The sequence below is a fragment of the Bradyrhizobium sp. B025 genome, assembly GCF_042257955.1.
GTDB lineage: Bacteria > Pseudomonadota > Alphaproteobacteria > Rhizobiales > Xanthobacteraceae > Bradyrhizobium > Bradyrhizobium diazoefficiens.
Map to the genome: position 1 here is coordinate 2,776,280 of NZ_CP170150.1, position 21,785 is coordinate 2,798,064.

A 21,785-nucleotide genomic window follows, 5' to 3' on the forward strand; every position below is an offset into this window, starting at 1 on the left:
GCGCCTTCCGCGAGGCTTTGGGCAAGGCGGGGCGGCTGACGGATCGAACCGGCGCCTGGACCGGTGGCGGGAACCGTTGCCGGCCTTGATCCCGGTCAAAATCTGCCTCCCCGAAACCGGGTAAATGGGATTAGAGTGCTGCCGAGGCAGCAGGAGGTCCCATGTCCACTTATGTCGTCAGGTTCATGAAGGACGTGCTCGGGGAGTACGGCCGGCAGATCGAGGTCTGCCAGGGCACGCTCGAGATCGACGCCGCCGACGAGGACGAGGCCAGGGAACGGGCGAAGGCGCGGTTTTGCAAGGACCAGGCGTTGTGTGACTGGTCGCTGCATGCCGATCGGATCCACGTCAGACCGGCCGACTTCCCCTCGTAAGGCTTACCGGCCGGGTGCCGTTGCCGGCGGCGGCGCGGTTGCGCCCGCGCCGAGCGAGCGTTGCACCATGACGGTGTCGGACCAGCGGCCGTGCCGGTAGGCGACGCCGCAGAGTAGGCCGGCGCGCGCGAAACCGAACTTTTCGTGCAGCGCCAGCGAGGGCGCGTTGTCGGCGTCGATATAGCCGATCATCTGGCGGAAGCCGGCCGCCGCACAAACATCGACCAGCTCCTGGAGCAATAGCCGTCCGACGCAGCGGCCGAGATGCGCGTGGTGGACGTAGATCGAGTGCTTGGCGGTGTAGCGATAGGCCGGGCGCTTGCGGAACAGCACCGCATAGGCGTAGCCGACCACCTCGCCGCGATAGGTCGCAACCAGATGCGGCAGGCGGGTCTGCTTCAGGTTCTTGCGCCGGTCGCGCAGATCGTCCGGCTCCGGTGCGCCGGTTCCCTCGACATCGCGCGGCACGCCGTTGCGGACATGATGGCGGTAGATCGCCAGCATCGCCTCGACATCGCTCTCGCGCGAGGGGCGGACCTGGACCGGCTCGTCATCCGCGCGGATTGCGGCTGTTTCGTTCATCGGCACCTACTCGGCAACGACGTAAGTATAGAGCCCGATACGGCCCTGGGCATCGATCTCCTTGTAGACGCCCTGGATTTCGACGTCGAAGCCCGGGAACGTGTTGAAGCAGGTCTCGAACATCTTGAGATAGTCGACCATGGGCTTGGCGCGTTCCGTCAGCCGCTCGCCGGGCACGATGGTGGCGATGCCGGGCGGGTAGACCACGAAGGGCGTGGTGGCGATGCGGCCCGCGATCGCCTCGATCGGCAGATAGTCGACGTCGTTGCGGAACAAATAGCGGGCGGCATCGCGGGGCGACATCGCGATCTCGGGCATGTGCTCGGGCATGAACTGCCGCGCCTGGAGCGCGCTGACATCGGCGGCGCGGAAGAAACGGTGCATGTCGCCGCAGAGATCGCGCAGCCGCACGCCGGCATAGCGCGCCTGCCGCCGCTGGTAGAATTCCGGGATTGCGTCCGCCAGCAACGCATTGTCGTCGTGCAGCCTCTTGAAGGCGACGAGGCCGGAGATCAGCGTGCCGGCCTTGCTCGCCTCGACGCCGGGAGTGAGCAGGAAGAGCAGGGAGTTGAGGTCGTTCTTCTCGGGTACGATGCGGTTCTCGCGCAGATATTGCGCGACGACGGGGGCGGGGATGCCGTGCTCGGCATAGGCGCCGGTGGTGCGATCGAAGCCGGGCGTGAGCAGCGTCAGCTTGTTCGGATCGGTCATGGCAAAGCCTTCCGCGAGATCGGGAAAGGCGTGCCAGTTGGTATCCGGAGAGAGTTGCCACAGCGCGGGATTGGTGGCGAGTTCGTCGGTGGACAGCGTCTCCCAGGCGACATTGTGGGCGGCGCCGGGACGGCTGACGTCGGGAATGGCGACGCGATCCGGGACGAAGGGCTCGAAGAACCAGCGCCGATCGGGGTTCTGCTCCTTCTCCTCGAACTCACGCCGCATCGCGCGGATCTTCTTGCGCAGCTCGATGCCGAGCCGGATCGTGTCGTCCCACAGCACTTCGCCGGAGAGCCCCTTCATCATCTGCGCGCCGACGTCGAGGGATGCGAACAGCGGATAGAACGGTGACGTGGAAGCGTGCTGCATGAAGCTTTCGTTGAAGCGGCGATGCTCGACGCGCCGCTTCTGGCCGCGGATGTGACGGTCCTTGATGTGGATTTGCGAGGCCTGCGAGAAGCTCGCGAGCTGCTTGTGGGTCGACTGCGTCGCGATGATGCCGGGCGCTTCCGGGGGAAGGTTCGCGAGGCCCATGGCGAAGCGGCCGGCATAGAGGGGGTGGAATTTCATGAAGCCGGCCCAGGCCTCGTCGAACAGGATGTATTCGCAGAGATGGCCGATGCGCTTCAGGATCATCTCGGCGCTGTGGATCGAGCCGTCATAGGTGCACTGCTCGACCACGGCGACGCGGAACGGCCGTTCCTTGCGCCAGGCGTCGCGATCCCTGACCAGCGGATGGCTGCGGATCGCCTCGCGCAGGGCCTTCTCATCGAGCATGTCCCAGCGCATCGGGCCGATCAGGCCCCAGGCGTTGCGGATGGTCGGGACGTAGACCGGGATGCCGCCATTGATCATCAGCGCGCCGTGATGGGCGGCCTTGTGGTTGTTGCGGTCGAACAGCACGAGGTCGCCGTCGGTGACGAGCGCGCCGAGCGCGACCTTGTTCGAGGTCGAGGTGCCGTTGAGCACGAAATAGGTCTTCTCCGCGCCGAAGATCGCTGCTGCTTCCTTCTGCGCCTTCAGCGCCGGGCCCTCATGGGTAAGGAGGTCGCCGAGGTCGAGCACGGAATTGTCGAGGTCGTCGCGGAACACGGATTCGCCGAGATGCTCGACGAACACCCGGCCGATCGGGCTGCGATTGTAGAACACGCCGCCATTGTGGCCCGGACAGGTCCAGAGCTGGTTGCCTTCCTCGGCATAGTCGACCAGCGCGCCGAAGAACGGCGTCTTCAGTGTCTCGGCATATTGCTTGAGCCGGCTGATCAGGTTCTTGGCGATGAAGGTCGGCGTCTCCTCGGAAAGGAAGACATAGCCGTCGATGAAGTCGAGCACCTCGACCGGCAAATCCTCGAACCGCTTGCGCCGGATCAGGAGGATGATCGGGAAGTCGAGGCCGCGGCGCCGCATCAAATTGATCAGCGCCGAGGTCTTGCCCTCCAGGCCCTTCTTGCCCCAATCCACCACCATGCAGCCGATCGCGGCGTCGGTCTGCACCGCGATCTCCGCGTCCTCCAGCTTGCGGGCCCGGACGACCTCGAAGCCGGAGCGCTGGATCTCCTCGATGATCTGGTTGAAGCGGACGCCTTCGAGGTCGTCGGCGTCGAACACGGGTGCGGCGAACAGGAAGTTGAAGCGCTTGAAATAGTCCATTGTCTGTCCCGAATGTACTGGAGACACAGCTCTCGGCACATTCGATGACAGTTGGATGACATGAGCTGCGGCTGGCGTTTCGCCTCTCCCCGCTTGCGGGGAGAGGCGGATTGCGCAGCAATCCGGGCGAGGGGGAGCTTCCGCGAGTCCGACTATCGCCGCCTTTGTGGGTGCAGCCCCTCACCCCAAGCCCTCTCCCGTAAGAACGGGGAGAGGGAGAAGTCCGCTACCGCTTGGCCTCGCTGAACACCACCGTCGGCACCGCGCGGTTGACGACTTCACGCAGCGCAAAGCTCGATTGCACCCGCGCGACGCGCGGCAGGCGTGACAGCTCGGTGCGGTGGATGCGCTCGAAATCCTGGATGTCGCGCGCGAGCACGATCAGGATGTAGTCGTCGGTGCCCGACATCAGGAAGCAACGCACGACGGAGGGGCATTTCACCACCTCCGCCTCGAACGCTTTCAGCGCCTCGTCGCTCTGGCTCTCCAGCGCAATGCGCACCAGCACCGTCGTGGTGAGGCCGAACTGCGCCAGGTCGAGCGCGGCCTGATAGGCCTGGATGTAGCCGTCGTCCTCCAGCGCCTTTTGCCGCCGCGCCAGCGCCGTGCTGGATAGTCCGACCTTGTTGGCAAGCTCGGTGTGGCTGGCCCGCGCGTTGGTCGTGAGTTCCGCGAGGATGGCGAGGTCTTTCCGGTCGAGGGCCAATGTTTCGTTTCCAGCGTGAAAGGGCACTTCGGCGCCGGAAACCGGCGCGGAGATCGCGAAACTAGCTGATATTTGCACGAAACCAAACTGGACCCGTCGCTACCATGGCGAGGTGAATCAAGACGTTGGAAGGAGCCCAGGATGCGTGTCGGTGTGCCCAAGGAGATCAAGGTGCAGGAATATCGCGTCGGGCTCACCCCGGGCGCGGTCCGTGAATATGTCGCGGCCGGGCATCAGGTGACGGTCGAGACAGGCGCTGGCAGCGGCATCGGTGCTTCGGACGAGGTCTATCGGCGGGCAGGGGCGGAGATCGCCGGGAGCGCCCGCGACGTCTTCGCCAGTTCCGACATGATCGTGAAGGTGAAGGAGCCGCAGAAGAGCGAATGGACCCAGCTTCGCGAAAGCCAGATCCTGTTTACTTACCTCCATCTTGCACCGGACCCCGAACAGGCCAAGGGCTTGCTCGCCTCCGGCTGTACGGCGATCGCCTATGAAACCGTCACCGACGCGGCCGGTCACCTCCCCCTGCTTGCGCCGATGAGCGAAGTCGCCGGCCGCCTCGCCATCGAGGCCGCTGGCGCCGCGCTCAAGCGGTCGGCCGGCGGTCGCGGGCTCTTGCTGGGCGGCGTGCCCGGCGTGCAGCCGGCGCGGGTCGTCGTGCTCGGCGGCGGCGTGGTGGGAACACAGGCCGCGCGCATGGCCGCGGGCCTTGGCGCGGAGGTCACGGTGATCGATCGCTCGATTCCCCGGCTGCGCGAGCTGGATGATGTCTTTCTCGGACGGGTGCGCACCCGGTTTTCAACCATCGAGGCGGTCGAGGAGGAGGTCTTTGCCGCCGACGTCGTGATCGGTGCGGTGCTGGTGCCGGGCGCGAGCGCGCCCAAACTCGTCACGCGCGCGATGCTCAAATCGATGCGGCCGGGCGCCGTGCTGGTCGACGTCGCCATCGACCAGGGCGGTTGCTTCGAGACGTCGCATGCGACCACGCACACGGACCCGACCTACGAGGTCGACGGCGTCGTGCACTACTGCGTCGCCAACATGCCGGGTGCGGTGCCTGTCACGTCGAGCCAGGCCCTGAACAATGCGACGCTGCCGTTCGGCCTGATGCTCGCGAACAAGGGTTTTGCGGCGGTGCTGGAGAACCCGCATTTGCGCAACGGCCTGAATGTCCACCGTGGCCGCATCACCAACAAGGCGGTGGCCGAAAGCCTCGGGCTGGAATTCGCTCCGGTGGAGAGCGGGCTCGCGGCGTAGAGTTTATTTTAGTCCGGCTTGCGGTGGCGGCTGCCGAGCGCGGCTTCGATCGTCTCGGGCTTCTCGATGCGTTCGATCAGCATGTCGATGCGGTCGCCGCCCCAGAACAGCTCGCCGTTGAACACCATGGTGGGCACGCCAAATACGCCGAGCGCTTCGGCCTCATCGATGATGCGGTCGTGCTCGGCGCGGGCAGAGCCCTGGACGTAGAGTTCGAATTCGCTCGCCGAGCCGCCGCGCGATGTGATGACATCGCTGATCGCGGCGAGATCGTCGATCTCCAGCTCATGGCTCCAGAATTTGCGGAACACCGTGTCGTGGTACGGACGGAAGAAGCCGTGCCGTTGGGCGAACAGCATCCCGACGCTGGAATAGAAGGCGTCGTAGATCCGCCGCGGCCCCTTCATGACGAGCCCTTGCGCATTGGCATAACGTCGCGCGTCCATATAGGCGTAGCGCACCTTGCGCCAGAAATGCGGCGTGCGCTCCTCGACCGTCCCCATGAACTCGGCGATGCGCAGTGTGTAAGGCAGCCATTCCAGCTCGACGCCATGCGTCTCCTCAAGCTCGAACAGGCGCTTGTTGGCCACGAACGCGTAGGGGCTCTTGTAGTCGGTGTAGACGCGGACAATCGGCTTGGGCATTGGCGACTTCCTTTCGAACGCGCGGCGTTGCCTGCGATACGGGAGGCTCATGCCGCATATTCCGTCATTGCGAGCGCAGCGAAGCAATCCAGACTGTCCCCGCGGAAAGATTCTGGATTGCTTCGCTGCGCTCGCAATGACGACGTGGCGAGAGTGCAGCGCCAACGCTACAGCTGGTCCGTGGCGGCAACAATTACCCCTTTGTCAGCCTGTACTGCCCAAGATCCGGATCATGCGTCATGCGCCAGTAATCCACGAAGCGCCAAGGCATGGCGGAAAACACGCGGCCGCTTGAGTTGCGATAGTAAGTCGTCATGCCCGGATGGGTCCAGATCATGCCCTCGTGCTCGGCGTCGACCTTGCGGACGTAATCGTCGAGCACGTCCGGACGGACGTCGATCGCTGCGACATCGCGCGCGATCATGTCGGCGAGGCACGCCGAGATGTAGCGGCTCTGGCACTCCGACTGGAAGATGACGCTGCCGCCATGCGCGGGACCTGAGTTCGGGCCGAGCATGCAGAAGAAGTTGGGGAAATCAGGCACGGTAAGGCCGAGGAACGCGGTCGGATTGTCGTTGCCCCAGGCCTCGCGCAAATTCTTGCCGTTGCGGCCGCTGATGTTCAGGCGCGCCGCCATCTCCGTGACCTTGAAGCCGGTCGCGACCACGATGATATCCGCGGGGCGGTGCTTGCCGTCCGCGGTGACGATGCCGCCCTGGTCGAAACGGTCGATCGCGTCGGTGACGAGCTCCACGTTCGGTCGCGTCAACGTCTTGAACCAGTTGTTGTCGAGCAGGATGCGCTTGCCGTAAGGCGGATAGGTCGGCACGCATTTTTCGATCAGGTCGGGGCGGTCCTTCAGCTCGGTGAGGATGAAGTCGGTCAGCTCCTGCCGGTGGCGGTCGTTGCCCTTGTTGACGGCGCGCTCCGGATGCGGCCAGGCCGGGTCCTTGCGCAGGAACGGCAGCAGGCCGTCGCCATAGCGCCAGAACATGTTGAAGCGATACCACTGCACATAGAACGGCAGATGCGCCAGCAGCCAGCGCGCACCCTCGCTGATCGGGTCGGAATAGCCCTTCACCGGCCGCGCCCATTGCGCGCTGCGCTGATAGACGGTGACCGAGGCAACACGGCCGGCAATTGCCGGCACCAGCTGCATCGCGGTCGCGCCGGTGCCGATCACGGCGACGTGCTTGCCGTCCAGATCGATATCGCCGGACCATAACGCCGAATGCAGGATCGTGCCCTTGAAGCTTTCTTCGCCTTTGAAGCGCGCGCGGGAGGGATCGTTGAGCTGGCCGATCGCGCTGACCAGCGCGGTGGATTCGAAGGTCTCTTCTCCGTCCTTGGTCCTGAGCGTGGAAATCCAGCGACTCTTGCCTTCGTCCCAGCGCGACGAGGTCAGCTCGGTGTTGACGCGCAGATGCTTGCGGATGCCGTATTCATCGGCGACCTTCAGGAGATAGCCGAGCAGCTCCTCGCGCTGGCAGAAGTACCGCGTCCATGCGTTGCGCGAGCCGAACGAATACGAATAGGAATGGTTCGGTGTATCGACGCCGCAGCCGGGATAGCGGTTGATCCACCAGGTGCCGCCGAGCTCGTCGTTCTTCTCGACGATGGTGTAGGGGATGTCGAGATGACCGAGCGCCACGCCGAGCGCGATGGCGCAGACGCCGGCGCCGACGATCAGAACGTGCTGCTCCGCGAGCTTGTCGTCGGAAGGACGCGTCGTCCATCGTGTCTCGCGCGGCACAAAGCCCATCTGCTCGCGCATCAGGGGCGCATATTCCGGCGCGACGTTCTCGCCGAGGCAGGCGCGCATCATCTTCAAGAGCAGCTCTTCGCCGGGGTCGGTGATGACCGGCTGCGGCGAGCCATTGGCGAAGAGGTTGACCACCGCGGCGCGGATTTCGTCCTGGACCTCCTTCGGCACGCCGGCTTCGGGATCGGGAATGAGGCGGATGTCGCGCTTGGGCAAGTACGGCGGCTCGAGCCAGCGCGCCTCGCCGGTCATGTGCACCAGCACCATCAGGAGGCAGCGGATGTCGCTTTCCGCGATCGCCGAGGCGATGTCGAGCGGGTGGTGGGGAGATGCGATGTTCATGGCGTTTCCTGATCTCCCGGTGAACTGAACAGGCCGCGCGTCATCAGCTTGCGATAGGCGGAGATGACGTGGTCGGGCACGGCGGTGACGCCGCCTTCCGAATAGGAGTAGCGGCGGCTGAGATAACCGCGCGCGCCCATCAGCATGTGGACGATCGCCTCGAATTCCTCGTCGCTGTAATCCTCGATCGCGCCCGCAAGGCGGGCGCGGCGCAGGATGCGGACATAGGCGACCGAGATGTTGTCGAGATGCTTTTGGTAGCCGATCGGGGCAAAAAATTCGGCCTCGTTGAGGATGCGCAGGAATTCCGGCACCTCGCGGATGAAGTCGAAGAAGGCGGAGAAGCGCTCGATCTCCTGCCGCGCCGCGTGCGCATTGCCGGTGCGGGCGCGGATGAACTCGACCATGTCGAGGCCGATCTTGGGCAGCAGCTGGTCGAGCAGCTCCTGGCGGTTCTCGAAATGGTTGTAGAAGGTGCCTTGCGCGACGCCGGCCTGCTCGGTGATGCGGGCGACGGAGGCTTCGGCATAACCATGCTTGCCGACGACCTTGGTCGCGGCGTCAAAGATCTTCTGCTTGGTCCAGGCGTTGCGCTCGACGCGGTTGAGCTTTGTGACCTTGGCATTCGCTTGCGTCATTCAGACGTCTCCAGCTCGGCGCGCAGCACGCGCTTGAGGATCTTTCCGCTCGGGTTGCGCGGCAGGCTGTCGCGGACGACGAGCTGCTTCGGCACCTTGAAGCTCGCCAGCCGCGCGCGGCAATGTTCGGTAAGGGCAGGGAGCTCGAGGCTCGCACCTTCCGCCAGCACGACGATGGCGACCGGCCGCTCGCCCCAGCGCGCATCGCGCAGGCCGATCACCGCGACCTCGCGCACCTCTGATAGCTCGTAGATGACGCGTTCGACCTCGGAGGAGGCGATGTTCTCGCCGCCGGAGATGATCATGTCCTTCTTGCGATCGGTCAGATACAGAAAGCCCTCGTCGTCGAGATAGCCGACGTCGCCGCTGCGGAACCAGTCGCCGAAGAAAGCCGCAGCCGTCTTCTCCGGGTCCTTCCAGTAGCCGCGGGTGATCTTCGGCCCGCGCAGGCAGATCTCGCCGTTGACGTTCGGCGGCAGCGTCCTGCCGTCCTCGTCGCGGATCTCGATCTCGACATGGGCGATGGCGCGCCCGGTCGAGCCGATCTTCTCGATCTCGCGGCCGGCCTCCATGAAGGTGTCGCCGCCCACGGTCTCGGTGAGGCCATAGGCGTCGATGTAGCGCGCATTGCGGAAATATTCCGAGAAGGCGCGGATGCGCAGCTCCGGCGTCTTCTCGCCGCCGCCGATCGCCCATGTCAGGCTGGAGACGTTGTAGCGATCGCGGGTGGGGCAGGTGAGCATCGCCGTGGTCATGACCGGCGCGAACCATGCGGCGTTGAGCTTGTCCTCCGCAATCGCTGCAAGCGCGGCCTCAGGCTCGAAATAGCGCTCGATGCGGATGAAGCCGCCATGCCAGAGCACGGCAATGCCAGGCAGGTCGAGTGCCCCGGCGTGATAGAGCGGACCGACGACGAGGAGGCGCGTCTCGGCGCTGAGACCCAGCGCGATGGTCTGGTCGGCGGACTTCCAGTAGAAATTATCGTAAGACAGCATCACGCCCTTGGGGCGGTCGGTCGTGCCCGAGGTGTACATGAGCCGCATCAGGTCGGACGGCGCCCGGACGTGCATTGGCGCAGCCGCAGCGCCGCCCGCGAGACGCGTAACGCTCTGCTGGGCGGCTTCGTCCAGCACGACGATCTTCGCGCCCGCCGCGTTCGCGGCCAATTCCTCATCGACCATCAGAAGGCGCGCGCCGGCATTGCCGGCGATGTAGCCGACCTCGTCACGGGAGAGGCGGAAGTTGATCGGCAGAAAAACCGCGCCGAGATGGCTGGTGGCGAACACCAGCTCCAGGAACGCCGCGCTGTTCTTCATCAGCACGGCCACGACATCGCCGGCGCCAATGCCCTGCGCGGCCAGCCAGCCGGCCGCTTTCCGGATGCGCGCGTCGAAGACGGCGTAGGAGATCTCCTCGCCGCGGTATTTCAGCGCGGGCCGCTCCGGCGTGCGCCGGGCATGAAAGGCGATGAAGCTCGACAGGTTGATCATTGTGCGGGTTTTGGGCCGGTTGCGGCCTCATGTCCTCCCTTGATGAATTCTGACTCGTAATTCATCTTTGGCTTGACGTCACCCCCCTACCTCTGAAATCCTTGGGAACACGGAGACGAGACGATCTCCGACAGGGATTTGGAAACGCCGACCCGACAGAGGGAGGGAAAAATGACGAGAACCCGCACGCCGGGCATCAGCCGCCGTTCAACGCTGGCGCTGATGGGCGCCGGTGCGATGAGTGTTGCAGCGCCCTGGGTGGCGCGCGCCCAGGCCAAGACCATCAAGGTCGGCATGCCGACGATTCTGTCGGGCCGCGTGGCGCAGCTCGGCACGTCCTCGCGCAACGCGGTGATGCTCGAGGTCGACAAGGTCAATGCCGCCGGCGGCCTTGCCGGGCGTCCCATCGAGATGGTGATCCGCGATTCCAAGGGCCAGCCGCAGGAAGCCGCGCGCGTCGCGCGCGAGCTCGTCAACACCGATGGCTGCGAATGGCTGATCGACGGCGAGGCCTCGTCCGGATCGTTCGCGGTGCACGAGGTGGCGCGCGATCTCGGCGTGCTCTGCGTCCACACCTGCTCGGAGGCATCCTCGCTCACCGCCGATCCGAAGCAGCACATCCCGAACGCGTTCCGCTGCGTGCGCCAGGGCATCCACGATTCCATCGTCGGCGGCAGTTATGCAGCGGCGATCTCCAAAGCCAAGGGCCTGAAGAAGTGGGCGACCTGTTCGCCGGACTATGCCTATGGCCGCGACACCACCGGCGAGTTCACGCTATACCTGAAGCGCTTCGCGCCGGACGTCGAGGTCATCAGCGAGTCCTGGCCAAAGCTGTTCCAGCCCGACTACACCGAAGTGGTGACCAAGATCCTCCAGGCCAAGCCGCAGGCGCTGTACTCCTGCCTGTGGGGCGGCGATCTCACCTCCTACATCGACCAGGCCAACATCTACGCGATGTTCAGCCAGATGGAGGTGTTCGCGGTCAACATGGCCGACTACACCGCGCTCACGGTGGTGAAGAACCTGCCCAAGGGCATCCACTCCGGCAACCGCTACATCAAGACCTTCCCGACCACGCCGGAGAATGCCGCCTGGGGCGATGCCTACAAGTCCAAGTACAACGAGTACCCGACCAACTGGTCGTGGCAGAACGCGACCGCGGTGATGTTCCTGGCCGAAGCCGCCAAGAAGGCGAACTCCACCGACGGCAAGAAGATCGCCGAGGTGCTGGCCGGCCTCACCATCAAGTGCCCGTTCGGCGCCGACGGCACCGTGACCATGCGCGGCGATGATCACACCCTCGTCGGCTACGCCATCGGCTGGGGCACCACGATCCCGCAGGAGCCTTATGTGCCCGAGGTCAAGGCCGGCGACTGGAAGACGATCTTCGAGCTCGAGGCCGAGTGGAAGAAGAGCAAGGGCTACACCTGACCGCGCGCGAGGCGGAGGCGGCCAACCGTCTCCGCCTGTTTCGTTTGATTCTCCGCGCCAGGTCCGGCGCGCTGCAATGAAAGTGCTCCCGTGGATCTCGACGCGCTTGCCGGCTGCCTCTCCAGCTCCGCCTGCCTGGTGACGCAAACCACCAGCGGCCTCATCATCGGCATGTTGCTGTTTCTGGTCGCGGTCGGGCTGACGCTGATCTTCGGTGTGCTCAAGGTCGTCAATTTCAGCCACGGCGCCTTCTATATGTTCGGCGCCTATTTTGCGATGACGGCCTATCATCTCACCGACAGCTTTGCGCTGGCGATGCTGGCGGGTGCGGGCGGCACCGCCATCCTCGGCCTGATCTTCGAGCGCGTCTTCATGAGCCGCGTCTATGGCGCCGACGTCTTGATGCAGCTCCTCGTCTGCTACGCCTTCGTGCTGATCTTCGATGATGTCGTGCGCATCATCTGGGGCCCCGAGTTCAAGTCGATGGGCATGCCTGCGGCGTTCCAGGTGATGCCGCTGTTCATCGCCGGCGGCGTGGTGCCGCCTTATTACCTGCTGCTGATCGGCGTCGCGCTTGTCGCAGCCATCGTGCTCGGCATCGGGCTGTCGCGCAGCCGCATTGGCAAGGTGATCCGCGCCGCCGCGCACAATCCCGGCATGGTGTCGGCGCTCGGTATCAACACTGGCCTGATCTATGGCGGCGTGTTCGCGCTCGGCGGCATGCTGGCGGGGCTCGCCGGTGCGCTCGCTGCTCCCGTGCGGTCGCTGACCCCCGGTATGGGATTCTCGGTGCTGATCGAATCCTTCATCGTCACCGTGATCGGCGGTATGGGCTCGATCCTGGGCGCCCTGATCGGCGCGCTGCTGATCGGCCTGATCCGCTCGTTCGGCTCGCTCGGCTTTCCCCTGTTCACGGAAGGCCTGATGTACCTGTTCATGGTGATCGTGCTGGTCTCCAAGCCCACCGGCCTGTTCGGCAAGGAGGCGGCATGACCGAGCTGGAGGCCGGACGCGCGCAGACGCTGGCGCCGGCGCGCAGCGTTGCCGTGCTTCGACGCTATCGCGACGTCCTGATTGCGCTGGTCGCCTTCGCCGTGCTGGCGAGCCTGCCGCTTTTCACCGGCAGCAAGGCGCTGCTCGACTTCGTCATCCGCTGCTCGGCTTACGGCCTGTTCGCGACCTCGCTCAACCTCCTGGTCGGCTACACCGGGCTGACCTCGTTCGGCCACGGCATGTTCTTCGGCCTTGGCGCCTACAGTTTCGGCCTGATCATGCAGAAGCTTGGCCTGCCCATTCCGGTCGCCTTCGTCGCGACGTTGGCGATCACGGCGCTCATCGCCGCCGTGATCGGCGCGATCTGCGTGCGGCTGAAGGAGATCTACTTTGCCTTCGTCACGCTGGCGTTCCAGATGCTGATCCACTCGACCATCCTGTCCTGGGCGTCCTTCACCGGTGGTGACCAGGGCCTGCGCGGCGGCATCCCGCGTCCCGCGTTCTTCGGCATCGATCTGTCGAACCACGTCCATCTCTATGTCACGAGCTGCGCGCTCCTCGTCCTTGGCCTGCTCGCGATGCGCCAGATCGCGCAATCGCCGTTCGGCTACACGCTGCGCATGATCCGCGACAACGCCGTGCGCGCGAGCTTCCTCGGCATCGACGTCTGGCGCGCAAAGCTCACCGTGTTCGTGCTGGCGGCGCTGTTCGCGGCGATGGGCGGCATGGTGATGGCGCTGTTCGTCTCCGGCGCCTATCCGGAATTCGCCTATTGGACCATTTCGGGCGAAGCCATCTTCATCAACATGCTCGGCGGCGTCTCGACCTTCCTCGGGCCGATGGTCGGCACCGTGCTGCTGCTGTTGCTCAACGACACCGTGACGCGGTTTACCGAGTACCATGGCATCGTGCTCGGCGTGGTCATCCTGTTCTTCGCGCTGGGCCTGCGCAAAGGCCTGCTCGATTTCGTCGCCGAATGGTTCGCACACCGGCGCGACGCCGGCGAGGGACGCTAGCGATGTCAGGTGTATCCATCGGGCAGTCATTCCGGGGCGCACGAAGTGCGAACCCGGAATCTCGAGATTCCGGGTCTGGTCCTGACGGACCATCCCGGAATGACGATGGCAGTCAACGGCGCGAGACAGGCGAGGGGCGCTAGCGATGCTCGAGATCCGCAACCTCGCAAAGTCCTTTGGCGGCGTGAAGGCGACCAACGACGTCACGCTCGACTTCCCCGATGGCTCGCTCACCGCCGTGATCGGCCCGAACGGCGCCGGCAAGAGCACCTTCTTCAACCTGATCACCGGCGCCTTGAGGCCGGATTCCGGCGAGGTCCTGCTCGACGGCGTCGATCTCGCCGGGCGTTCGCCGCCGGAGATCGTGCGCCACGGCATCGGCCGCGCTTTCCAGGTCGCCAGCATCTTCAAATCGCTGACGGTGCAGGAAACCATGCTTGCCGCGGTCAGCGCCGACCAGCGCACCTCCGCAGTGCTGCACAAGCGCTTTCCCTTGCCCGAGACGCGCGATCGCGCCGAGCATGTGATGGAGCTGTTAGGCCTGTCCGGCAAGCGCAACCGCACCGCGGCGACGCTGTCGCATGGCGATCAGAAGCTGCTCGACATCGCGCTGGCGCTCGTGCTCGAACCAAAGGTGCTGCTGCTGGACGAGCCGACCGCCGGCATGGGCCCGGAGGAGCGCTGGCGCATGATCGACAAGGTGCGCGAGCTCTGGGAGACACAAAAGATCACCGTCGTCTTCATCGAGCACGACATGGACATCGTGTTCAAGATCGCGCCGAAGATCGTCGTGCTTTGCTATGGCCGCATCCTCGCTACCGGCACGCCCGACGAGATCCGCAACAACAGCGCGGTGATCGAGGCCTATCTCGGCACCGAACATGCGGGAGCGGCCGCATGAGCGCAGCCATCATCGAGGTCGCCGATCTCGACGTCTATTACGGCACCAGCCAGATTCTGTTCGGCGTCGGTCTCTCGGTGCGGCAGGGTGAGACCATGGCGCTGCTCGGCCGCAATGGCGCCGGCAAGTCGACGACCATGAAGGCGATCATGGGTCTGGCGCCGCCGCGGCGGGGCAGGGTCAGCCTGCGCGGCGCGGTGATATCAGGCCGGAAGCCGCACCATATCGCCCGCGCCGGGCTCGGCTTCGTGCCGGAGGACCGCCAGATCTTCCCGGAGCACACGGTCGAGGACAATCTCGTCATCGGTCGCAAGAAGGGGCCGGAAGGCCAGGACGAGTGGCCGATCAAGCGCATCTATGAAGTCTTCCCGCTGCTGGAGCCGCTGCGCCATCGCATCGCCGGACGCCTGTCGGGCGGTGAGCAGCAGATGCTGGCGATCGCGCGCACGCTGATGGGCAATCCGGCGCTGCTGCTGCTCGATGAGCCCAGCGAAGGGCTCGCGCCGATCATCGTGCAGCGGATCGGCGAGCTTTTGCGCCAGCTCCGCCAGCTCGGCTCGACCGTGCTGATCGCCGAGCAGAACATGCATTTCTGCCTTGGCCTGGCGAGCCATGCCACGGTGATCGACAAGGGCCAGATCGTCTATGCCGCCGGAATCGACGAGCTGAAGGCCAACGAGGCGATCCGGCGGCGTTATCTGGCCCTGTAGCCTGGGCGCCGGTGTCCAAATAGGCCGGAAGAAGAAAACTATTGTCCCGGGGGTGTCCGACGGAAGGAGTTTCCCCGTCGAGGCGCAAAAACGCCAATCGCTTCCATTGCCGTTTGGGGCCGAAACGACGACATTCCGTTCAGAATTTGATGGATTGGCGCAAGCTATGGAACGCACTCGATTTGAACCCTTCGGCGAGCAGCTGGTGTCCGCGACGGACACCCAGCCCAAGTCGCGCGCCTCGAAGCTCCTGTTGCGGGCCGGTACCACGCTGTTCTGGTCGCTGGTCGCGGGCATCGTGCTGGCGCGCGCGGCCTTCTTTGAGCCGGGCATCTATGACGGCTTCAGCCGCGTCGCCTCGCTGGCCAAAAACCTGATCTTCTGAGCCGGTTTATTCCGGGTCGAGGACAGAACTTCCCTCGGCCCTGATATGTCGAAAACTTATTTCCCAATTGGATCGTGCTGCGTATAAATCTTTCTCCTCTGGGAGAGATTTGTGTCGCAGAATCAAGCATCCAGCCCGGCCGATGCCAAGCCGGCCACCGCCATAAGCCGCATTGCGGCGCTGATTCCGGGCATCCTCCTCTGCATTGCTGTCGCCGGCGTCTCCGCCCTGCTGGAGCGGGCGGAACTGGGCGTGTTCGAGCATCCCTATGTCGAGGCGCTGGTGATGGCGATCCTGCTCGGCATGGCCTTGCGCAGCTTCTGGAAGCCCGCGCCGCGCTGGCAGGCCGGCATCGCCTTCAGCGCAAAACAGCTGCTTGAAGTCGCAGTCATGCTGCTCGGAGCCTCGATCAGCTTCGCGGCCATCGCGGCCTCAGGCATCGCGCTGCTCGCCTCGATCGCCGCGGTCGTCGTCATCGCGCTCTGCGTCTCCTTCGGCCTCAGCCGGCTGCTCGGCCTGTCGACCCGGCTGTCGATCCTGATCGCCTGCGGCAACTCGATCTGCGGCAATTCGGCGATCGCGGCCGTGGCGCCGATTATCGGCGCCAACAACGACGAAATCGCGTCCTCGATCTCCTTCACGGCCATCCTCGGCGTCATGATGGTGCTCGGCCTGCCGCTGCTGATCCCGCTGCTGCAACTCTCCGCCACGCAATACGGGATTCTCGCGGGCCTCACCGTCTACGCGGTGCCGCAGGTGCTCGCGGCGACGGTGCCGGCCGGCCTCGTCTCGACGCAGATCGGCACGCTGGTGAAATTGATGCGTGTGCTGATGCTCGGACCGGTCGTCGTCGGCCTGTCCCTGGTCGCCTCGCGTTGGCAGAGCGACGCCAAGAAGACCAATGTCGGCTTCTTCCGCCTGGTCCCGTGGTTCATCCTCGGCTTCCTCGCGCTGGCGACGCTGCGCTCGCTGGAGATCGTCCCTAGCACGGTGGTCGGACCGGTGACCAAGATCACCAGCTTTTTGACGGTGGTGTCGATGGCGGCGCTGGGCCTCGGCGTCGACGTCCGCGTGCTCGCTAATGTCGGCGGACGGGTGACGGCTGCGGTGACGCTGTCGCTGATGCTGCTGCTCGGCATCAGCATCGCGCTGGTGCATTGGTTTAAGTGATCTTGCCGCGATGGCGGTGCTGACCCTCTCCCCTTGTGGGAGAGGGTGGCTCGCCGCGAAAGCGGCGAGACGGGTGAGGGGTTGTCTCCACGAGTACTTCTCTCACGGTGTCATTCGCGGATAGAACCCCTCATCCGGCGCTTCGCGCCACCTTCTCCCACAAGGGGAGAAGGGAAGTAAGAGCGCTAGCTGCGCCTAAATCACATCTGCCAGCGAATGCCCGTGCAGCTCGATGTTCAGCCCCTGCATGCCCATGTCGGTGATCTCGCCGCCCATCGCCTTCAGGCTTTCCTCGCGGATCAGCGACATCAGCCCGCGGCGCAGGCCCAAGAACTCCGACGACATCATCATCGCTTGCTGCCGCGGCCGCTCCAGCGGGATCGGAATCTCCGCCTTGATCGAGCCGGGGCGGGCGGTCATGCAGTAGACGCGGTCGGACAGGAAGATCGCCTCGTCGATGTCGTGGGTGACGAACAGCACCGAGATCTTCAGCCGCTGCCACATATTGGTGAGGATCTGCTGCATGATGACGCGGGTCTGCGCGTCGAGCGCGCCGAACGGCTCGTCCAGCAGCAGCACCTTCGGTCCCGTCGCGAGCGCGCGGACGATGCCGACGCGCTGCTTCATGCCGCCGGAGAGTTTTTCCGGATAATGCTTCTCGAAGGCCTCTAGCCCGGCAAGTCCCAGCAGCGTGCGCGCGGCGCGCTCACGCTGCGAGCGCGCCATGCCGCGCATCTTCAGGCCGAACTCGACGTTCTCCCGCACCGTCTTCCAGGGAAACAGCGAATATTGCTGGAACACCATGCCGCGCTCAGCGCTGGGGCCGTTGACGCGCTCGCCGTCGACGGTGACGATGCCTGTGGTGGGCTTGAGGAATCCCGCGACCGCGTTGAGCAGCGTGGACTTTCCGCAGCCGGTGGGACCGACGATCGAGACGAACTCGCCGGGCTTCACATCGATCTGCGTATCGGTGACGGCCTGAACCGGTCCCTCGATACTGTCATAGCTGAGCGAGAAGTTCCGGACTTCGATATGGCCCTTCGACGGGTTCGCGAGCATCTCGGTCATGTCGACCTCCACGGCATCACCAATTGTCCCGCGCCCCTGATCAGCAGGCTCGATCCGAGGCCGAGCACGCCGATCGCGATCATGCCGAGCGCGATGTCGGCATACTGGACCAGCGAATAGGCCTCCCAGGTGAAGTAGCCGATGCCGTATTGGCCCGAGATCATCTCGGCGGCGATCAGCGACACCCAGGCGACGCCCATGCCGACGGTGAGGCCGGTGAAGATGTGCGGCAGCGAGGCCGGGAAATACACCTCGCGGAAGATCGAGCGTTCGCGCGCGCCGAGACACTGCGCGGCGCGCACCAGCACCGGATCGACCAGCGACATGCCGTGCAGCGTGTTGACCAGGATCGGAAAGAACGAGCCGAGGAAGGTGATGAAGACGATGCTCTGCTCGTTGGTCGGCCACAGCATGATCGCCATCGGCACCCAGGCGATCGCCGGGATCGGCCGCAGCACCTCGGCGACCGGGAAGATGATCTCGTGGACCAGCTTGAAACGGCCCATGATCAGGCCGAGCGGCACGCCGACGATGGCCGCGAGCGAGAAGCCGATGAAGATGCGCCGGCAGCTCAGCACGATGTGCATCAGGAACTTGGGATCGTGGATCGCCTTGGTGAAGCTGGCATAGACCGCGAGCGGCGAGGGCACGTTGGTGAAGCGCACGAAGAACACGACGCGGTAGGTCGTGAGCAGGTGCCAGACCAGCAGGAACGCGATCAGCGAGGCGATGCCGATCGCGGTGGCGCGCAGACGGCCCTGGTTGAGGCGATACCAGCGCAGCGCGAGCGTGCCGAAGGAGGGCGGTGTCTTGGGCGGAGCGGTGGGCGCCGGGCCCGCCTCCGCGACTGCTGTTGCCGGCATGCTGTCCTCGGGATGTCTGAGGAGGGCGGGACTGCTCACGTCTTGCCTCCGCCGACCGCCGCCTTCACCGCATCGTCGAAGCCGAGCACCTTGCCGCCGATCTTGGCCGCATGGGCTTCGGCATCCTTCTTCAGCAGGAACGGCGCGACGTCGCCATTGCCGACCGCGAAGAAGGCCTGGTCGGCGAACAGCTTGATGCCGCGGGTGGTGTCGAAGACGTAGGCCACGTTGATCTTCTTGCCCTTGGCCTTGAAGTCGGCATAGGCGCCTAACGTGCAGGCCGCGGACGCGAACGGTAGGATGCCGGCTTCATCCACCCAGACCTCGCCGGCCTTGCGCGGATCGGTGATCGGCTTCTTGCAGAAGCTGTCTTCGCCCGTGATTTCGTAGTTCTTGGTGCTCGCAAGCTGCGCGTCATAGTCGAGCTTCATCTCGGCATAGGCCTTGCGGATGTAGCTGTCGTCGACCCATTTCTTCGGATCGAACTCCTTCATGCGGCCGAGGTTCTGCAGCACCTTGACATCGGTCGTGGCGGCATCGATCAGCGCCGGCTTGATCGTCGGGTCTGTGGTCATGTTGCCGCTGGGGCCGAGGAAGATATAGACGACCTCCTTGTTGATGCCGGTCCACTCCTGGATCTTTTCGGCGGCAAGCTTGGGATCGTCGCGTAGCCACTGGTTGGCGGCGATCAGCGCCTTGAAGTAGGCGACGACGACCTCGGGATATTTTTCCGCGAAGTCGGTACGGACCACGATGCCGTGGAAAGTCGGCAGATTGGTCTCGACGCCGTCGAAGATCTTTCGCGCGAAGCCGCGGAACGGCAGCAGCTCGGCGAAGGGGACGAAGTCGGCATGCGCGTCGATCTTCTTCTCCTGGAGATTGGTCGAGCCGACCTCCGGGCTCTGGCTGACGAGCTGGAAGAAGTCGGATGTGTAGCCGCGGTCCTGCATCGCCTTGAGCACCATGCCGTGCGCGGCGGAGCCGAACGGCACGCTGACCAGCTTGCCCTTGAGATCGGCGAGATCGTAGTAGGGCGAGTCCTTGTGGACGACGAGGCCGTTGCCGGAGCCGGACAGGCTGTAGGCGGCGATGCCGATCAGGCGGCTCTTGCTCTCCGGATTGCTCTCGAAGGTGAAGCCGTTCACGATCAGCGGATAGTCGCCCATCATGCCGATCTGCAGCTTGTTCGCCATCATCGCGTTGGTGACGGGCGGGCCGGAGGTGAAGTTCTGCCACTCCGGCTCGAACTTGATGTTGGCGTATTTGCCGTCCTTCGGCAGATATTTTTCGAGGAGATGAAGCTGGCGGATCACGACGCCGGCGGTCACCGTGTTGGTCGTGGTGTCCTGCGTTCCGATGCCGAGCGTGACGGTTTCCGCCGAAGCCGGCTGCGCGAGGATCAGCGCCAGCGACGTCACCGACATCGCGATCGAGAGCGTGGGAAGATGGCGGACCATTCTCATCCTCATTCGGTTGGATGTGCTGTGGTTGCCATGATTGGGTGAGGGCCTGGACAGGGCAAATCCGGAATGAGCGCCGCAGTCGATTAGTTGCCGGGAAAAGCTAATTGCATACTCCTTGGGCAGTCCTGCACTATAAAGCCGCTTGCCTGTGCAGCGGCCGTGGTCGCGGGCTCCCTTAATCGGACGCGTGGCCGCGCATCTCCTCCAGCACGTCGGTGCGGCACACCACGATCTGCGAGCGTTTGGTCAGGACGATTCCCTTCTCCTGCATGCGCTTCAGGCTGATCGTGACCCATTGCCGGGTGGCGCCGACCATGTGGGCGATGTCGGCATGGGTGAAGGCGGCCGCGATCACCCGGCCGTCCGCATCCTCGACGCCGTAGAGCTCGACGAGATGCAGCAAGAGATGCGCAAGGCGCTGGGTGATCGAGCGCGTTCCCAGCATCTGCGCCAGCGCGGAATAGCATTTGCCCTTGAAGGTGAGGCCTTCGATCAGGCCGATCGCAAGGTTCGGGATCTCTGCGGCAAGGGACCGCAGTTCCTTTCCGGGAAGGTGCACCACGCTGCAATTGCTGGATGCGACGCCGGACCATTGATGCACGGTGCCTTCGAACACCTCCGGCCCGCCGACGAAATTGCCGACATGCCAATAGGCCAGCGTGATCTCGCGTCCGAGCGGGGAGGTGTAGAACACGCGGATGCGGCCGCTCTCGATCAGCCAGATGCCGTCATGCTTGCCGCCCTGGCTGAACAGCGTCTGGCCGCGGTTGAGCACCTTGCGGCGACCCTGCTTCAGCACCAGCTCCCGCTCGCGCGGCGTCAGCTTGTCCATCAGCGCCGGCGGTCCGCCGATCCATTGCTGGTTCTCGGTGAGCAGCAGCGAGGAGCTTCCGGCAGGCCGGACTGCCGGGGGAACAGCCCCGCGAACCACATTGGCCGCCTGCAACATCACCTGCCTCCGGAACGTTCAAGTCGTTCTAATGAGGAGCAATGTCCGTGCCAGATTCACTCCGCTGTCATCGCCCGGCTTGACCGGGCGATCCAGTATTCCAGAGGCGTCAATGGGTTATCGAGAGGCCGCGGCGTACTGGATTCCCCGCCTTCGCGGGGAATGACAGCGGAATTTGTGGCTTGGCTAGCGTGCCTCACCAACATCGTCGTCCTGGACAAGCGAGCGAAGCGGAGCGCTGATCCAGGACCCATTACCACACGTGTGCGTTGTTGCGCGGCCATGTTGCCACAGCCCGCTTTTGCAACTTGCTCTTGGGGTAATGGGTCCTGGCTTTCGCCAGGACGACATCGATGGGTTAGCGCCCCGCCAGGCTCAGCAGATACGGCTTGGGGTAAATCCCCCGGTTGTGCCCATCCGAAAACGAGATGTTCAGCCCATAGCCGAGATCGCCGATCTCGGTGATGGCGATGCCCGGAAAGCGGTCAGGGAAGCGGCCGTCGAAGCGGGCGCGGGTGCAATGGGCGCACTTGCAGGAGAGGCGAAGCTGTTCGGCGGGCAGGCTCAACGCATCGTCCTGCGTGGTGCGGACGAGGAGCGCGGCGAGATCGGCGCTGGCTTCGTAGTCGGCCACGGTCGGTGCCACCAAAGTCATGGTCATGACGAACCTCCGACTC

Annotated in this window: 21 protein-coding genes; 9 read left to right on the forward strand and 12 right to left on the reverse strand. The window is 64.6% G+C overall.

Going from position 1 to position 21,785, the window contains the following annotated elements:
• Window positions 1-161: 161 nt before the first annotated feature.
• A complete protein-coding gene (locus ACE10W_RS12750) occupies window positions 162-374 on the forward strand; it encodes a hypothetical protein (RefSeq protein WP_028172197.1) in 213 nt (70 codons plus the stop codon).
• Between the two features lie 3 nt (window positions 375-377).
• Here the strand turns inward: ACE10W_RS12750 and ACE10W_RS12755 are convergent, their stop codons facing one another.
• The 3 genes from ACE10W_RS12755 to ACE10W_RS12765 form a co-directional block, all read right to left on the reverse strand.
• Window positions 378-956 carry a GNAT family N-acetyltransferase gene (locus tag ACE10W_RS12755; RefSeq protein ID WP_304551893.1) on the reverse strand — a complete coding sequence of 193 codons (579 nt, stop codon included), beginning with the start codon at window positions 954-956 and terminating at the stop codon, window positions 378-380.
• Between the two features lie 6 nt (window positions 957-962).
• Window positions 963-3,320 (reverse strand): Orn/Lys/Arg decarboxylase N-terminal domain-containing protein, encoded by a 2,358-nt coding sequence (locus tag ACE10W_RS12760; protein WP_304551895.1) that lies wholly within the window; start codon window positions 3,318-3,320, stop codon window positions 963-965.
• A 226-nt stretch (window positions 3,321-3,546) separates the two neighbouring features.
• Window positions 3,547-4,026, reverse strand: a complete 480-nt coding sequence (locus tag ACE10W_RS12765) for an Lrp/AsnC family transcriptional regulator (RefSeq protein ID WP_028172194.1) — start codon at window positions 4,024-4,026, stop codon at window positions 3,547-3,549.
• 141 nt (window positions 4,027-4,167) lie between these two features.
• Here ACE10W_RS12765 and ald point away from each other — a divergent pair, with 141 nt between their 5' ends.
• A complete protein-coding gene (gene ald / locus ACE10W_RS12770; RefSeq protein WP_304551898.1) occupies window positions 4,168-5,283 on the forward strand; it encodes an alanine dehydrogenase in 1,116 nt (371 codons plus the stop codon).
• Between the two features lie 8 nt (window positions 5,284-5,291).
• Here the strand turns inward: ald and ACE10W_RS12775 are convergent, their stop codons facing one another.
• From ACE10W_RS12775 to ACE10W_RS12790, 4 genes are all read right to left on the reverse strand, one after another.
• Window positions 5,292-5,927 (reverse strand): 2-hydroxychromene-2-carboxylate isomerase, encoded by a 636-nt coding sequence (locus ACE10W_RS12775; protein ID WP_304551900.1) that lies wholly within the window; start codon window positions 5,925-5,927, stop codon window positions 5,292-5,294.
• Window positions 5,928-6,120: 193 nt separating this feature from the next.
• Complete coding sequence (locus ACE10W_RS12780) at window positions 6,121-8,031, reverse strand: NAD(P)/FAD-dependent oxidoreductase (protein ID WP_304551902.1); 1,911 nt, start codon at window positions 8,029-8,031, stop codon at window positions 6,121-6,123.
• Entirely contained in the window at window positions 8,028-8,669 is a 642-nt protein-coding gene (locus ACE10W_RS12785; protein ID WP_304551903.1) for a TetR/AcrR family transcriptional regulator, read from the reverse strand. Before ACE10W_RS12785 ends, ACE10W_RS12780 begins: the two co-directional genes overlap by 4 nt.
• A complete protein-coding gene (locus tag ACE10W_RS12790) occupies window positions 8,666-10,159 on the reverse strand; it encodes an AMP-binding protein (RefSeq protein WP_304551905.1) in 1,494 nt (497 codons plus the stop codon). Before ACE10W_RS12790 ends, ACE10W_RS12785 begins: the two co-directional genes overlap by 4 nt.
• A 171-nt stretch (window positions 10,160-10,330) precedes the next feature.
• Here ACE10W_RS12790 and ACE10W_RS12795 point away from each other — a divergent pair, with 171 nt between their 5' ends.
• From ACE10W_RS12795 to ACE10W_RS12825, 7 genes are all read left to right on the forward strand, one after another.
• A complete protein-coding gene (locus ACE10W_RS12795) occupies window positions 10,331-11,590 on the forward strand; it encodes an ABC transporter substrate-binding protein (protein WP_028172189.1) in 1,260 nt (419 codons plus the stop codon).
• A gap of 90 nt (window positions 11,591-11,680) precedes the next feature.
• The gene (locus ACE10W_RS12800; protein WP_011085968.1) at window positions 11,681-12,583 is read left to right on the forward strand and encodes a branched-chain amino acid ABC transporter permease; all 903 of its coding nucleotides are present in this window, start codon (window positions 11,681-11,683) and stop codon (window positions 12,581-12,583) included.
• Window positions 12,580-13,599 (forward strand): branched-chain amino acid ABC transporter permease, encoded by a 1,020-nt coding sequence (locus tag ACE10W_RS12805; protein ID WP_304551910.1) that lies wholly within the window; start codon window positions 12,580-12,582, stop codon window positions 13,597-13,599. The genes ACE10W_RS12800 and ACE10W_RS12805 overlap by 4 nt, the downstream gene beginning before the upstream one ends.
• A gap of 145 nt (window positions 13,600-13,744) precedes the next feature.
• Window positions 13,745-14,500, forward strand: coding sequence for an ABC transporter ATP-binding protein (locus ACE10W_RS12810; protein WP_011085970.1), 756 nt, complete (start codon window positions 13,745-13,747; stop codon window positions 14,498-14,500).
• Complete coding sequence (locus tag ACE10W_RS12815; protein WP_011085971.1) at window positions 14,497-15,210, forward strand: ABC transporter ATP-binding protein; 714 nt, start codon at window positions 14,497-14,499, stop codon at window positions 15,208-15,210. The genes ACE10W_RS12810 and ACE10W_RS12815 overlap by 4 nt, the downstream gene beginning before the upstream one ends.
• Window positions 15,211-15,376: 166 nt before the next feature.
• Window positions 15,377-15,595 carry a hypothetical protein gene (locus tag ACE10W_RS12820; protein WP_028172186.1) on the forward strand — a complete coding sequence of 73 codons (219 nt, stop codon included), beginning with the start codon at window positions 15,377-15,379 and terminating at the stop codon, window positions 15,593-15,595.
• Window positions 15,596-15,706: 111 nt separating this feature from the next.
• Window positions 15,707-16,765 carry a YeiH family protein gene (locus tag ACE10W_RS12825; RefSeq protein WP_011085973.1) on the forward strand — a complete coding sequence of 353 codons (1,059 nt, stop codon included), beginning with the start codon at window positions 15,707-15,709 and terminating at the stop codon, window positions 16,763-16,765.
• Window positions 16,766-16,960: 195 nt separating this feature from the next.
• On the opposite strand, the gene ACE10W_RS12830 is transcribed toward ACE10W_RS12825, so the two are convergent.
• From ACE10W_RS12830 to ACE10W_RS12850, 5 genes are all read right to left on the reverse strand, one after another.
• Window positions 16,961-17,833, reverse strand: a complete 873-nt coding sequence (locus tag ACE10W_RS12830) for an ABC transporter ATP-binding protein (RefSeq protein WP_304551913.1) — start codon at window positions 17,831-17,833, stop codon at window positions 16,961-16,963.
• Entirely contained in the window at window positions 17,830-18,735 is a 906-nt protein-coding gene (locus ACE10W_RS12835; RefSeq protein WP_011085975.1) for an ABC transporter permease, read from the reverse strand. Before ACE10W_RS12835 ends, ACE10W_RS12830 begins: the two co-directional genes overlap by 4 nt.
• The gene (locus ACE10W_RS12840; RefSeq protein WP_304551916.1) at window positions 18,732-20,153 is read right to left on the reverse strand and encodes an ABC transporter substrate-binding protein; all 1,422 of its coding nucleotides are present in this window, start codon (window positions 20,151-20,153) and stop codon (window positions 18,732-18,734) included. Before ACE10W_RS12840 ends, ACE10W_RS12835 begins: the two co-directional genes overlap by 4 nt.
• Before the next feature lie 181 nt (window positions 20,154-20,334).
• Window positions 20,335-21,108 (reverse strand): Crp/Fnr family transcriptional regulator, encoded by a 774-nt coding sequence (locus ACE10W_RS12845; RefSeq protein WP_375762599.1) that lies wholly within the window; start codon window positions 21,106-21,108, stop codon window positions 20,335-20,337.
• A 358-nt stretch (window positions 21,109-21,466) separates the two neighbouring features.
• Window positions 21,467-21,763, reverse strand: a complete 297-nt coding sequence (locus tag ACE10W_RS12850; RefSeq protein WP_028172181.1) for a gamma-butyrobetaine hydroxylase-like domain-containing protein — start codon at window positions 21,761-21,763, stop codon at window positions 21,467-21,469.
• Between the last annotated feature and the right edge of the window lie 22 nt (window positions 21,764-21,785).

Bases quoted from the DNA above. Each gene is read 5' to 3' on its own strand.
- ACE10W_RS12750 (WP_028172197.1), top strand. From the start codon at position 162: ATGTCCACTTATGTCGTCAGGTTCATGAAGGACGTGCTCGGGGAGTAC.
- ACE10W_RS12755 (WP_304551893.1), bottom strand. From the start codon at position 956: ATGAACGAAACAGCCGCAATCCGCGCGGATGACGAGCCGGTCCAGGTC.
- ACE10W_RS12760 (WP_304551895.1), bottom strand. From the start codon at position 3,320: ATGGACTATTTCAAGCGCTTCAACTTCCTGTTCGCCGCACCCGTGTTC.
- ald (WP_304551898.1), top strand. From the start codon at position 4,168: ATGCGTGTCGGTGTGCCCAAGGAGATCAAGGTGCAGGAATATCGCGTC.
- ACE10W_RS12775 (WP_304551900.1), bottom strand. From the start codon at position 5,927: ATGCCCAAGCCGATTGTCCGCGTCTACACCGACTACAAGAGCCCCTAC.
- ACE10W_RS12780 (WP_304551902.1), bottom strand. From the start codon at position 8,031: ATGAACATCGCATCTCCCCACCACCCGCTCGACATCGCCTCGGCGATC.
- ACE10W_RS12785 (WP_304551903.1), bottom strand. From the start codon at position 8,669: ATGACGCAAGCGAATGCCAAGGTCACAAAGCTCAACCGCGTCGAGCGC.
- ACE10W_RS12790 (WP_304551905.1), bottom strand. From the start codon at position 10,159: ATGATCAACCTGTCGAGCTTCATCGCCTTTCATGCCCGGCGCACGCCG.
- ACE10W_RS12795 (WP_028172189.1), top strand. From the start codon at position 10,331: ATGACGAGAACCCGCACGCCGGGCATCAGCCGCCGTTCAACGCTGGCG.
- ACE10W_RS12805 (WP_304551910.1), top strand. From the start codon at position 12,580: ATGACCGAGCTGGAGGCCGGACGCGCGCAGACGCTGGCGCCGGCGCGC.
- ACE10W_RS12810 (WP_011085970.1), top strand. From the start codon at position 13,745: ATGCTCGAGATCCGCAACCTCGCAAAGTCCTTTGGCGGCGTGAAGGCG.
- ACE10W_RS12815 (WP_011085971.1), top strand. From the start codon at position 14,497: ATGAGCGCAGCCATCATCGAGGTCGCCGATCTCGACGTCTATTACGGC.
- ACE10W_RS12820 (WP_028172186.1), top strand. From the start codon at position 15,377: ATGGAACGCACTCGATTTGAACCCTTCGGCGAGCAGCTGGTGTCCGCG.
- ACE10W_RS12830 (WP_304551913.1), bottom strand. From the start codon at position 17,833: ATGACCGAGATGCTCGCGAACCCGTCGAAGGGCCATATCGAAGTCCGG.
- ACE10W_RS12840 (WP_304551916.1), bottom strand. From the start codon at position 20,153: ATGGTCCGCCATCTTCCCACGCTCTCGATCGCGATGTCGGTGACGTCG.
- ACE10W_RS12845 (WP_375762599.1), bottom strand. From the start codon at position 21,108: ATGTTGCAGGCGGCCAATGTGGTTCGCGGGGCTGTTCCCCCGGCAGTC.
- ACE10W_RS12850 (WP_028172181.1), bottom strand. From the start codon at position 21,763: ATGACTTTGGTGGCACCGACCGTGGCCGACTACGAAGCCAGCGCCGAT.